The organism is Ferriphaselus sp. R-1, assembly GCF_000746095.1.
Taxonomy (GTDB): Bacteria; Pseudomonadota; Gammaproteobacteria; order Burkholderiales; family Gallionellaceae; genus Ferriphaselus.
Genome location: NZ_JQKP01000001.1, coordinates 1 through 12,150 on the forward strand (window position 1 = coordinate 1; position 12,150 = coordinate 12,150).

The following is a 12,150-nucleotide window of genomic DNA, read 5'->3' on the forward strand; positions in this document are numbered from 1 at the left end:
TAGAAATAACAGGGCTGCTCGCAAGCGGAAGCAAACGGGCAGCAGACAACAGAGTTTTAGCAGGAGACAACCGACAGCGATTGCATGGCAAACGAATTGATGGCAAACAGGTCAGACCGGCGCAGGCAATTCAGTTAATTGCGATGGCTCCCTGCCGCAGCAACACACGGCAAAGCCGCTAGGGCGATTTGAAACTTGCGCGCGAATTCCATCATGGCTCGGACGGCTCGCCGCCCAACAGGAAGCCGGATATACGGAAGCAGTTGCACCCAAAACCATCAACACGCGTTGCTTGCAAAACGGGAGGTGTCCATATACGTAGTAACGCGCCATCAGCGCATTCGGCGTATTGCCGAGCGCGCGGCTGCGCGTCATCGGGGCCATCACCACGCGATTGGGCAATCGCAGCGGGCCGAGTGTGGTGGGAGTGAATAAGGTTGATGTCATGGCGGCTCCTAAAACAGGTGAGGAATTCCCGCCCTAAAGGGCGGACAGTCTGGTTATTGCTTGATCGCTTCAACCGGCAGCGTCAGCGTGACTTCGTCGCTCACGTAAGGCACGGCCTTGCTCATGTTGAATTCGCTGCGTTTCACCTTGGTCGTGGCGGTCGCGCCGCAGGCATCTTTTTTCAACATCGGGTGCGGCATGCAGTGGAAGGAGTTCACCGTCAGCGTCACCGGGCGGGTCACGCCCTTGACGGTCAGATCGCCATCCACCGAGGCCACCTTGTCGCCATCGAAGCTCACCTTGCTCGACTTGAAAGTGATGGTCGGATACTTGGCGGTGGCGAACAGTTCGTCGCCCTGAATGTGCTCGTTGAACAGCGCGTAGCCGGTATTGACCGACTTGGCGTCGATGGTCACGTCCACCGCGCCGGTTTTGGCGGCGCGATCCAGCGTGATGGTGCCGCTGATCTTGTCGAAGCGGCTCAGCTGGATGGAGTAGCCGAGGTGGTTGTACTCGAAGCGCGGCAGCGAGTGCGTCGGCTCGATGGAGTAGGTCTCCGGGGCGGCGAGGGCGGTGCCGGACAGGGCAGAGGCGCAAACGAGGGCGAGGATGTTTTTCATGACGTTCTCCTGATGGTGGGTTGAGTTACTTCTTGCCGGGTGTGGCGGTGACGACGAGGTGGAACTTGATCTGGACTTCATTGGCGACAGCGCTGACGTCGGCCCATTCGCCTTCGCCGATCTTGTAATCGAGGCGGCGGATGCTGAAAGCACCGTCGAACGCGCCTTTCGCGCCATTGGTCGAGAAGGTGACCGGCGTGACGATGTCCAACGTGCGGCCCTTGAGGGTCAGCTTGCCGCTGGCCTCGTAGCGGTTGCCGCCCAGCGCCTTGATGCCGCTGGAAACGAAACTGGCCGTGGGAAAGGCGGCGGTGTTGAACCACAACTTGCCCGCCGCCTCCTGGTCGGCCTCGGCCACGCCGGTATCCAGGCTGGCCAGTGCGATGTCCAGCCGCGCCTGCGCGGTGGTCAATTTAGCCGGGTCAAAGCTGAGCTGCGCGTTGAACTTGCCGAACCTGCCTTCCATCGGCACGCCCATCTGTTTGTAGGCGAACGTTACCGAGCTTTCGGCGGGCAGCAGCTGCTTGAATTCGGCGGCGCCAGCAGATGAGGCCAAACAGAGCAGCAGGGCGGACAACAACTTATTCATTTCTTCCTCCGGGCAACATGCGTTGCAAGATCGTATCGCGGTCGATGAATCGATGTTTGATGACGGCGGCGAGATGCAGTCCGACCAGCAACAACAGGATGATGTTCAGTGCCTCATGCACTTCGGTCAGCAGTTTGCCGAGCTCTTTGTCCTTGCCGACCAGATCGGGCAGCGGCAGCACGCCGAACCACACCGTCTGGAAACCCTTGGCCGAACTCATCAGCCAGCCCGACAGCGGCACGGCCAGCATCAGGCCGTACAGCGCCAGATGGGTGAGGTGGCTGACGGTGATTTCCCACTGCGGTGTGCCCTGCGGCAACGGCGGCGGCGTGTGCGTCGCCCGCCAGATGACACGCAGCACAACCAGCATGAACACGCTGACGCCCAGCCATTTGTGGTAACTGTACAACTGCAACTTGGTCGGTGATAGCGGCAGGTCGTGCATGTACACGCCGAGCGGGAAAGCGGCGAAGATCAGCAGCGCCACCAGCCAGTGCAGGGCGATGGCGGGAGCGGTGTAGCGTGCGATGGACATGGCAATCTCCTTATTCCTGACAACTCGGCGGCGCCGTCATTCCCGCGTAGGCGGGAATCCAGCGAGGAAAATACTCCGCGCAGCGGACAAAATCTTCCGTCTGGCCCCGCCATGCGGGGACTTTTCAAGCGACTGGATTCCCGCCTGCGCGGGAATGACGAACGCTTGATTCTTCGGGTATTCAAACTTACTCACGCAAACCGCCCCGCGCGGAAATCGTCCAGCGCCTGATGGATCTCTTGCTGGGTGTTCATCACGAACGGGCCGTATTGCACGATGGGTTGGTTCAGCGGTTTGCCGGCGACCAGAATCAGCCGCGCCGCTTCCGGTGCGTGGATGGTCACGCCGTCCGCCTCGGGCGCGTTATCCAGTATCGCCATGCGTTGCGCTGCCACCCATGTCCCACCGATGTCCGCTGCTCCGCGATACACGTAGAGGAAGGCGTTGTGCGTGGCGGGCAGCGCGGCGGTGAAGTTGCTGCCTGCGGGCAGGTGCAGATCAAGGTAGAGCGGCTCGGTCTCGGCGCGCTGCACTGCGCCTGTCACGCTGCCGCTGGCACCCGCCAGTACGCGCACCGTCACGCCCTCCGGTGTGGTGTAGCCGGGGATCTCGGCGCTGGCGAAATCCTTGTACCAAGGCGCGGCCATCTTGGCGTGGGCGGGCAGGTTAAGCCAGAGCTGGAAACCTTCCATCACGCCGTCCTGCTGTTCGGGGATCTCGGAATGGATCACGCCGCGCCCGGCGGTCATCCACTGCATGCCGCCGTTCTCCAGCAGGCCTTCGTGTCCGGCGCTATCGCGGTGGTGCATGCGCCCGGCCAGCATGTAGGTGATGGTCTCGAAGCCACGATGCGGGTGGTCGGGGAAGCCGGCGATGTAGTCGTCCGGGTCGTCGCTGCCGAAGGCATCCAGCATCAGGAATGGGTCAAGGCGGTGTTGCAGTTTGCCGGTGAGCACGCGCGTCAGCTTCACGCCCGCGCCATCCGAAGTGGCGATGCCTTCGATCAGGCGTTCGATGCCGCGCGTGGTCGGCGGGGTCGGGGATGGGGTGGATGCCATATTGTTCTCCTCAAGTATGCGAGGCATGGTAGGCGCAATGAATCGATAGATAAAGCCGTCAAAGCGGGATAGACTGTTTCATCTATGGAACAAAACCAACTCTTTGCTGATGATTGTCTGCTGTTCGTTGCTATTGCCGAGCAGGGCAGTCTGGTGGGCGCGGCAGAATACCTCGCCATGCCCAAGGCCACCGTGTCGCGTCGTCTGGCTGGACTGGAGGCGACGCTGGGCCAGCGTCTGCTGCTGCGTACCACACGCCGTCTGGCGCTGACCGATTTTGGTCGCGACTTCCTCGACCACTGCCGCCGCGTGGCCGAGGAAGTCGCCCTGACGCAGGATTTCGTGCGCAGCCAGGCGTTGCAGCCGCGCGGGCCGTTGCGCGTCTCCATGCCGGAGGATTACGCCCGCCAGCGGCTCGCCTGTGCCATCGCCACGTTCATCGATGCCTGGCCCGAAGTGCAGCTCGATCTGGATCTGACCGCACGCCGGGTGGATCTGATCGGTGAGCGCTTCGATCTGGCGATCCGCATGGGGCAACTGGCGGACGATTCCGCGCTGGTGGCGCGCAAGATCGATGAGCAGTGCATGGGCTTGTACGCCAGTCCCATCTATCTGGCACTGCGCCCCGCACCGCAGCATCCGGACGAGCTGCTGCGGCACACTGCCGTGCGCATGGTGTCGGCCAGCGGCGCGCCTGTGCCGTGGCAGTTGGCGCGCGGCAAGGAAAACTGGGAGGGGGTGATGCCGGGCCGGTTGAGCGTGAACGCCCCCAGTACCATCCAGCAGTTGCTGCTCGGCGGCGCAGGCATCGGGCTGCTACCGGAACTGACAGCGGCGGACGAGGTCAGCAAGCAGCGGCTGGTGCGGATATTGCCGGAGTGGCAGCTGCCGGTCGTGCCGGTGTGGGCGGTGATGCCGATGCGGCGCTATCTGCCGCTCAAGACCTCGGCCTTCCTGACGCATATCGAGGGCTATTTGGCGGCTGCTTGAAGCGGCGCTGGCGGTGATTCAGTTACGCGGCCTACCGAGCTGACGTAAAATGCCGCATCTTCAATCTCTCGCATCGCACCATGACCGTACGCACCCGCTTCGCCCCCAGTCCCACCGGTTACCTCCACATCGGTGGTGCGCGCACCGCACTGTTCTCCTGGGCATATGCTCGCCGTCATGAGGGCACCTTCATCCTGCGCATCGAGGACACTGACGTGGAGCGTTCCACGCCCGAGGCAGTGCAGGCCATCCTCGATGGCATGAACTGGCTGGGTCTGGCGCACGACGAGGGCCCGTTCTACCAGATGCAGCGCATGGAGCGCTACAAGCAGGTCATCGCGCAGATGCTGGACGAAGGCACGGCCTACCGCTGCTACATGTCGATGGAAGAGCTGGACGCGATCCGCGAGGCCCAGCGCGCGCGCGGGGAGAAGCCGCGCTACGATGGTCGTTGGCGGCCCGAAGAGGGCAAGACCTTGCCCGAGGTCCCGGCAGGCGTGAATCCGGTGATCCGTTTCAAGAGCCCGAGCGAAGGCGTGACTGCCTGGATGGATACGGTGAAGGGCTACATCGAGTTTGCCAACAGCGAGCTAGATGACCTCATCATCGCCCGTTCTGACGGCACGCCCACGTACAACTTCTGCGTGGTGGTGGACGACCGCGACATGGGCATCACCCACGTCATCCGTGGCGACGACCACGTCAACAACACCCCGCGCCAGATCAACATCCTCAAGGCGCTGGGCGCGCCGGTGCCGCACTACGCGCACCTGTCGATGATTCTGGGCGACGACGGACAGAAGCTGTCCAAACGCCATGGCGCGGTGAGCGTGATGCAATACGACGAAGACGGCTACCTGCCGGAAGCGGTACTGAACTACCTCGCCCGCCTCGGCTGGTCGCACGGCGACGACGAGATATTCGACATGGCACAGTTCACCCAGTGGTTCGACCTCGACCACATCACGCCTTCGGCGGCGCAGTTCAACACCGAAAAACTCAACTGGCTGAACGCGCATTACCTCAAGCAGGCAGATGACGCGCGGCTGGCGGGGTTGGTACGCACTCGCCTGGAAGCGCGCGGTGTGACAGTGACAGATGCCCCGGCGCTGACCGACATTGTGGTGCTGTACAAGGGCCGCGTCGCCAACCTGAACCAGCTCGCCGATGAGGCCGAAGTGTTCTACATAGCCCTGCAACCCTCGGCGGAACTGCTGGCCGAACAGCTCATTCCGGAAGCCATCCCCGCACTGAAAGACCTCGCCGCAGGCCTGGCAAGTGTGGAGTGGAACGCCCCAGCCATCGGCGCGCTGATCAAGCAGGTCATCACCCAGCGCGGTCTGAAGATGCCCAAGCTGGCCATGCCACTGCGCGTGATGCTGGTCGGGCAGACCCACACGCCTTCAGTCGATGCTGTGGTTGCCCTGTTCCCGCGCGAACTGGCGCTGGCGCGGATCCAAGACGGCCTCGAAAAATAATCGCAAAACCTGCTTTACAACTGTCAGGTCGGTCAATATAATGCGCGCTCTTTTCGGGGCTCATCCCTCGGGGGTATAGCTCAGCTGGGAGAGCGCTTGCATGGCATGCAAGAGGTCAGCGGTTCGATCCCGCTTACCTCCACCAAGAAAAGAAAATGGAAAGTCCTACGTCCCCATCGTCTAGAGGCCTAGGACATCGCCCTTTCACGGCGGTAACCGGGGTTCGAATCCCCGTGGGGACGCCAGATAGCGTAAAAAGCCACTGTTCATCAGTGGCTTTTTTATTTTGTATGTCCCGTCTTGGTCTATCAGTGGGCCATGTGTCGGATAGCTAACTTGATGTCCGACTTGTGATGGGGCTCGCAACTTCCTCTTGCAAGCAATCGCCATCGTGCAGTGGCGGCACTCTTCGCGTGGGCTCGGTCTGAATGTGGCTATAGAAATAGGTATGGGCGTGGAATGTCTCGGCTATACTTTCCCCCGCTGAAATCATTCGTGCTATTGATTGATGCGCGACCAATCCGTTGTTTCAGGGGTGACACAAAGGCAGAGCCAGATCGTAGTAATGAAAACACTTCAATACATTCAATTTGCTCTATGTGGATTCTGGCGGAGAGGGAGGGATTCGAACCTCCGCCATACATAACCAACTGACATCAAACAATAAAACCCGTCTCGGAGAGGGTGAAAAAATAGTGGCCCCGATTACTGACACGTCCATTCTATCGAAAATGGGCTAACTCATCAGCCCATTTTCGATTCCGAACGGAACGGGCTTGTGAATAGTGATTGTCAGCAAAGGTTTGAATGACGGCGGCATCTTAATCAATATTTAGTTGCTGTTACTTTATTTAGGTCAGTTGCCAACCATTCCTAATAAGCCCCCATTCCTCTTGTTTAGTTCGCTTCTGGCTTGAACGCAAATCACCATACCTTGCGTTGTTCCAACTGGGGAGGACTGGAACTTACTGGACATAAACTTAGAAGCGGCATCCATCCCTGTTTTGAAAGAAGCATTCTTCGTTTCTCTCGGCATATTTCTGCAAATACTGGCATGCCTCCTGTCAATATCGCCAAATGTTTCAATGGCACGAGCTCCTTCCTCTTTTGAGCAACTCATAACCGCCGTATTGAGGAAGAAACTGATTTCAATCCAAGAGTTTTCGCAAAACTCGGGGGTTTGCTGAGTGCTCTCAGCAACGGACAACTGGCTAGTAAGTAGCAAAATGAAAGCCAGTATGTAGGAGGGCTTCATTTCATTTTTCTCTTTGGTTATATTGACATAATTTTTCATTGCGGAACCCAATAGATTAAAGCCATTCCATCCTAACACAGAGCAACACCTACCTTCATATCCTTAAAGATATAGGCCATCCGTTCTATATCGAAACCCAAAAGAGTATGCCGTAACATTCTTACAAACCAGATTTTCGCCCTCGACGTGGTTTCTGCGGGACATCAGGGGTGTGGGCAGGCTTGATTTCGGTCGGTTCTTGGGCGATTTCTGGGGGTGCTGGCTGGATGGTTTTGGGCTTGGGGCGGATGGCATCGAGGAGGCTTTCGGAGTGTTTCCGTGTGTCCTCCCTACGCTCCATCTTCTGCTCCATCCTATTTATGGTAGCCAAGTCATCTTGAAGTTTCTGGATGCGTTTATTGGCGTCCCGTGCCACCTCCTGCTTAACCTGCTCCGCAAGTGTCGTTGCCCCCTTTGCCTGCCCGACTTTCACGAAATTGGGGCGGGTTGGCCTGTTGAAGTAGGGGACGATTTTTCGGATGTGTTGCTCGTAGAGCGTCTTGATTTTTTCGAGCCAGTCGCCCCCGTTCATCTCGCGGGCTTTAGGATTGGCTCGGCTGAAATATCGGGCAGGGGGTAAATCTGGACGGTTGCCCCGCTCCGATAGCATCAAGTGGAGGTGCGGGTTATTGGTTGGAAGGTGAACGGCGAGGCGGTGGGCGTGATTTTCCGCCACCTCTCGGGCGTAGTTTTTCGACCACGCTACGGGGTCTTGTGCCTCGTTCGGGATGGCTACCACGATGGCACGAAAAGACCGCCCGTTAGCACGCTCAAAAGCGTCCGCTTGGTCGAAAAAATCTCGCCCATCCTCTGCCCATTCGGGGAGGTTGAAATCCCCGCAGAATGCCACCTCGTCTTTGTCTGCGAACGCCCCAACACCTGCGATGTAGTCAGCGTGCGTTGCCCCCCGTTTTTTAACCGCCTGCGTCGATTTTGTGCCCAGAAACCAAGTCGCCATAACCCCTCCGAAAATCTACGGTTAGCAGGTTTGGGAGGGTTGGCAAGGCTTCGAGGCAAGTTTGCGACAAGCGGTCTATTTTGCCCTTGGGCAAAACGCAACAGCCCCCAGCGTGGGGCTGTCGTTTGCTCTCGTAGAGAGAAACGAGTATTGCGATTGAGCCTCTGGGCTCAATGCTTCTTGCTGGGCTGTGCGAACCAAAGACCACCCCCAGAAATCGACCGCTCGTCGCAAAGTCGAGGCGAAGCCGCCCCGACTGCTTGACGGCGTGGCGTTCTCTGCTATGCGTGAAGGCATAACAGGCGGGAGGTTGAATGGAAAGCAAACAGGCACGGCGGGAACGGCTCGAAAAAAGACGGCGAGAGATAGAGCGGGAACTGGCACAACTACGGGGGCAAGAGAAAGCCAAGGCGAAGCAGGCGGACACGCATATTAAATGTGTGTTCGCGGGCTACATTTTCGAGACGCAAGCCCCTGCCGTGGTGGTGAAGTTTTTGCGGGAGGTCGTGGGTCAAGTCGCAACGAAACACCAGCCCGAACTAACCGCACTCATTGCGAAGATAGAGGCGAAAAATGGTCGATGACTGGAATATTCGGTTTGATGGTAAGTGCTGGGTCGCAACAGACCCAGAGACTGGCGAAGATGTATTATTTACCAGTCGGGAGGTGTTGATGGACTGGATTGTTAGGGAGGTCTTATTGCGTGAGCGAATCCGTCGAGCCATCCCAAGGCATCCGAAACCAAAGCCCCCCGAGGAGGATGAAACGGGGTCAGGGCAAGAGATGAACCGGTCCGAAGAACCCCAGAAGCAACCGAAAACCGCACCTTGACCGATGATTTTGCTGGGTGCGTTGCTTCAAATGATGGCTGTGAAAAACATCACAACCTTGGAACGATGTTGTAAGGCAGGAGGTGGACCACGCCAGTCGCAGAGATAAAATGGCTACCTTTCTGAAAAAGTGGCTAATCTTCAACCCCAGTTCATATCCGCCTTATAAATATCGGAATTTCCCAACTCCACTGGCAGGCACAAACAAATGAAGTTGAGAACCTGCCAAAGTAGTCCTTAACGTGAGAGCACTACTCTAATGATAGTAGCCAGAACATTTTGGAGTGCCCGCAGGTTTTGCGTGACACGCCCCTGTCACTCCGTTATTGCCCTTACAAGCACAGCTATAACAAAGAAGTTTACCGCACTTATTACATTTCTTTGGTGAAGCTGTACTGTTCCCACAACCTTGGCATTTTACGGTAGCCATTATCCCCTCCGTTTTTCCCTATCAATAATTGCACCATCTCGATTAATAACTTCATGATAATCAGATGGATGCCCATAATGTCAATTAACTACTTCCTTTTGTGGCCATCGCATACAGTTGGATTGTTCTGGCTGTATCATCCGTAAAGTATTGCCGATTATTTGAGTGAAACTTGGCGATTTCTGTTAATAAATCAGGGAAGTACCAAATCTCAACGCCACAAGCCTTTGCTTTTATTCGTGCTTCGTCTGTCGCTCCCCATGTTACGATAACTCTTGAATAGTTGCCATTCTCATAACCGTAATTCCTAAGTTCATCCAGAACTTCAGGGACTTCAAACTTGCGTTGGATGAAGTAATCCAGCGTTCTCCGTTGACCTGCTGCCTTTACTCGATCTTTTAAGTCTGCCGTTGAGAAGGCTTTTGTGGTGAGTTTTGAATAACTCCCAGAGATAGATACTCCACATTCAATGTGGTAACGACTGATTTCAGGATTTCGCGTATCTACTGCCAATAGGTCTATTTCATATTGACCTTGGCATTTGAGGTTAGGAATAGTAAACCATCCCTTTACATATCGGCAGTAAGACTCGACTATTTTTTCAGTCGTTTCCATATATACTCCATTTCACTATTGATTCGCGGAGCAGATAATACGCTGGTATCAGGATTTGTTTCAATCGAGCCCAGCCAAAATAGTGGGGAAGATATTGTTGCGAACCTCTCACACGCGAGGGGCGTCAAAATGGCTCCCCATCAATAATGTGTAATATATAACTCGACTCGGTCGGCGTTATAGGCTTCGTTACTTCCGCCTCTGCCTTTGGTTTGAGCGATATAGCAGAATATCTTTTTCGGATAGATTTCCCCCCCTTGCTACCCCGCCTTTGCTCGGTGTCGAACTCGAAGCGGTTGCGTAACCCCTTCCAAAACATTTCCACCCCTAATGGTTTTCGCTGTGCGTTCTCGCACCAGTCCGAATACGCCTGATAGATTTCGTCGTTCGCAGTCCAGACAGTAGCGGAGGCGTGAATACCTTCCTCTTCGGTCCAAGCCAGCACGGAGTCGCTTTCGATACGCATTGTTTGTTTCTGTAAGCGTATGACCTCGGGCAACTCTGCGTCAGGCAGCATTCGCCCCCTCCTGACAATACGCACCGCACCTACAAGCATCCAGTCGAGCACGATGTGTAACTCATTCTCGATGATTTTCTTGTCGAGGTCGGGGATACGATGCTCTTCGGCGATTTGAACCCTCCAAGGCACAAATATTATCCGTCGCCATACCCCGTCGGACTTGTCCGCTATGTGCGGGACATTGTTCGACGAAATCAGCCATTTGGCTCGGGAGCGATAAGACCGAACGGCTTTGTCATATTTCCTGTCGATGTCCACCCCGTTTCCGGTTGTCAACGATTTGAATATCTCCTCGTCGAACTTCGTGTTGGCAACTTCGTCAACAAGCACAAGCGATGCCCCTATTAGTGGTTCAAGGGCAAACCTCTCGGACAGCCTGTCCAATCTCAGTCGGCAAGACTGCCGATGGATGGCTTCGATAACCTCCATAAGCACTCCTTTCCCATTTGCCCCTTTTCCGACGAACCATCCCACCACGCCGTGGTTCTCGCTGAGCAAGGTTTGCCCGCACAACTCCTGAACCACTGCCCTAATATGTATGTCGGGAATAGACGCACAAAGAAACTGCCCGAAAAGACTTTGGGATGGGACAGGGCTTGGTGTGTATCGCCCTGAGTCGGTCGAGTGGCTGAGTGTGGCCTTGATGACATAATCCACCCCATATTCAGGGGCGGGTGGAACAACTCGAATGCTTCCGTCTTGCTGGATACAGAGATACCCCCCAAGGGTGGGAATGACTGGAAGTCTGGCGTATTCAGGGATAGGGCGGGTCAGGCGAAGGCGGTCAGAGGCATAGTTCCAAAGAGCGCTTGCCGTGTTGGATGTTGCCTTGTCGGGGTGGTTTCTGTCCAGCCACTCTGTGACGATTGCCTTGCCCTTTTCAGGCGGGACATATTCCCAGCAGAAGTTGCCCCACTGATAGATACAGCCCGAATCTGCTGGGCTTTCTGCTTTCATAGCCCACGGACTCGTGAACTGTTGATTCGGGGCAGATAAGATTTGGTCTGCGAAAATCTTATCGAGCGTGGGTTGCTTCACCTGATTGGCGGGGGAGGTTTTCGACCTTGTTGAGTTATTGGATGCGGTGGGTCGAGCACCGGCTGATTTCGGGTTAAATGCCATTATTTTTCCTTTCGTGTTATGTAGGCGATACGCCCTCCTTTGTTGAGTTGAAACTGGATATTTCTGGTGTCAGTTATTTGCCGACAGGAATGCCGATAGGCAACTGGTCGGGTTGACGAAGCCACGCCGAAATCAACTCCCTTGTGGCTTCACTCGTGTTCAGTCCTCGTGCCTCCGCTTCCCGCTCAAACTGCTCCATCAGCACAGGTTGAATGCGGACAAATAAAATCCGACTTTTTTGAGTGGATTTCCCTGTGCCAAGATAGGCGGGCAACGGGTGCTGGTCTCGCTCCCGTGCTTCGACATACCGCTTCCACGCTGTGGTTTTATGCTCTTCGTTGTTGAGATTGGTTTTCTCCATGATTTTTCCTTTCAGTAAATGAGACAGGCTTGAATGCCTGTGTCATACACGTACATATCAAATGGAAAGCATTTGTCAACGCCTGAAAATGTAAAAAAGTGTAAATAATCATCGGATAAAACCAACCATCTCTCTACACAGGTGGCACGGGGTAAAACTCGTAGCCTGTGGCAGAGGGGCTGGGCGGGAGCCTATGTGGGGTCTGGATTTGCTCCGAATGGCACAAGTGGCACAGGAGGCACAGGGGGAAATAAGGTGTAAGGGGTGAAGCGGGTGGGGGTATAAAGAGAAGCGGCAAAACTA

The 12,150-nt window shown here is 56.0% G+C and carries 13 protein-coding genes, 2 tRNA genes and 1 pseudogene; 6 read left to right on the forward strand and 10 right to left on the reverse strand.

Features of this window, described 5'->3' with window-relative positions; genetic code table 11:
* A partial coding sequence (locus tag DM08_RS13095; protein WP_237560196.1) for a hypothetical protein occupies window positions 1-182 on the forward strand: 182 nt, incomplete at its 5' end.
* 136 nt (window positions 183-318) lie between these two features.
* On the opposite strand, the pseudogene DM08_RS13100 reads toward DM08_RS13095, so the two are convergent.
* The 5 genes and pseudogenes from DM08_RS13100 to DM08_RS00020 all read right to left on the reverse strand — a co-directional run.
* A pseudogene (locus tag DM08_RS13100) lies at window positions 319-447 on the reverse strand (alkene reductase); the annotation flags it as partial.
* Between the two features lie 53 nt (window positions 448-500).
* Window positions 501-1,067 (reverse strand): YceI family protein, encoded by a 567-nt coding sequence (locus tag DM08_RS00005; RefSeq protein ID WP_035382487.1) that lies wholly within the window; start codon window positions 1,065-1,067, stop codon window positions 501-503.
* Between the two features lie 25 nt (window positions 1,068-1,092).
* Window positions 1,093-1,656: a YceI family protein gene (locus DM08_RS00010; RefSeq protein WP_035382489.1), complete on the reverse strand. Its 564-nt coding sequence runs from the start codon at window positions 1,654-1,656 to the stop codon at window positions 1,093-1,095.
* The gene (locus DM08_RS00015; protein ID WP_035382490.1) at window positions 1,649-2,191 is read right to left on the reverse strand and encodes a cytochrome b; all 543 of its coding nucleotides are present in this window, start codon (window positions 2,189-2,191) and stop codon (window positions 1,649-1,651) included. Before DM08_RS00015 ends, DM08_RS00010 begins: the two co-directional genes overlap by 8 nt.
* A 191-nt stretch (window positions 2,192-2,382) precedes the next feature.
* Window positions 2,383-3,249, reverse strand: a complete 867-nt coding sequence (locus DM08_RS00020) for a pirin family protein (RefSeq protein ID WP_035382491.1) — start codon at window positions 3,247-3,249, stop codon at window positions 2,383-2,385.
* Window positions 3,250-3,333: 84 nt separating this feature from the next.
* Here DM08_RS00020 and DM08_RS00025 point away from each other — a divergent pair, with 84 nt between their 5' ends.
* The 4 genes from DM08_RS00025 to DM08_RS00040 all read left to right on the forward strand — a co-directional run bounded on the left by DM08_RS00025 (window position 3,334) and on the right by DM08_RS00040 (window position 5,962).
* Window positions 3,334-4,239: a LysR family transcriptional regulator gene (locus DM08_RS00025; protein WP_035382492.1), complete on the forward strand. Its 906-nt coding sequence runs from the start codon at window positions 3,334-3,336 to the stop codon at window positions 4,237-4,239.
* 80 nt (window positions 4,240-4,319) lie between these two features.
* Entirely contained in the window at window positions 4,320-5,717 is a 1,398-nt protein-coding gene (gene gltX / locus DM08_RS00030; protein ID WP_035382497.1) for a glutamate--tRNA ligase, read from the forward strand.
* 69 nt (window positions 5,718-5,786) lie between these two features.
* Window positions 5,787-5,862, forward strand: a tRNA-Ala gene (locus DM08_RS00035).
* A 24-nt stretch (window positions 5,863-5,886) separates the two neighbouring features.
* Window positions 5,887-5,962 (forward strand) — tRNA-Glu (locus DM08_RS00040).
* Window positions 5,963-6,573: 611 nt separating this feature from the next.
* Here the strand turns inward: DM08_RS00040 and DM08_RS00045 are convergent.
* Window positions 6,574-7,011, reverse strand: coding sequence for a hypothetical protein (locus DM08_RS00045; protein WP_035382503.1), 438 nt, complete (start codon window positions 7,009-7,011; stop codon window positions 6,574-6,576).
* Window positions 7,012-7,132: 121 nt separating this feature from the next.
* Entirely contained in the window at window positions 7,133-7,969 is an 837-nt protein-coding gene (locus DM08_RS00050; RefSeq protein ID WP_035382504.1) for a MobA/MobL family protein, read from the reverse strand.
* A gap of 314 nt (window positions 7,970-8,283) precedes the next feature.
* On the opposite strand from DM08_RS00050, the gene DM08_RS00055 reads away from it, so the two are divergent.
* A complete protein-coding gene (locus DM08_RS00055; RefSeq protein WP_035382513.1) occupies window positions 8,284-8,553 on the forward strand; it encodes a hypothetical protein in 270 nt (89 codons plus the stop codon).
* Between the two features lie 760 nt (window positions 8,554-9,313).
* Here the strand turns inward: DM08_RS00055 and DM08_RS12750 are convergent.
* The 3 genes from DM08_RS12750 to DM08_RS00070 all read right to left on the reverse strand — a co-directional run bounded on the left by DM08_RS12750 (window position 9,314) and on the right by DM08_RS00070 (window position 11,847).
* Window positions 9,314-9,844 (reverse strand): hypothetical protein, encoded by a 531-nt coding sequence (locus tag DM08_RS12750; protein WP_152555740.1) that lies wholly within the window; start codon window positions 9,842-9,844, stop codon window positions 9,314-9,316.
* Between the two features lie 124 nt (window positions 9,845-9,968).
* Window positions 9,969-11,486 carry a DNA primase family protein gene (locus tag DM08_RS00065; RefSeq protein WP_051937677.1) on the reverse strand — a complete coding sequence of 506 codons (1,518 nt, stop codon included), beginning with the start codon at window positions 11,484-11,486 and terminating at the stop codon, window positions 9,969-9,971.
* 73 nt (window positions 11,487-11,559) lie between these two features.
* The gene (locus tag DM08_RS00070; protein WP_035382516.1) at window positions 11,560-11,847 is read right to left on the reverse strand and encodes a ribbon-helix-helix domain-containing protein; all 288 of its coding nucleotides are present in this window, start codon (window positions 11,845-11,847) and stop codon (window positions 11,560-11,562) included.
* Between the last annotated feature and the right edge of the window lie 303 nt (window positions 11,848-12,150).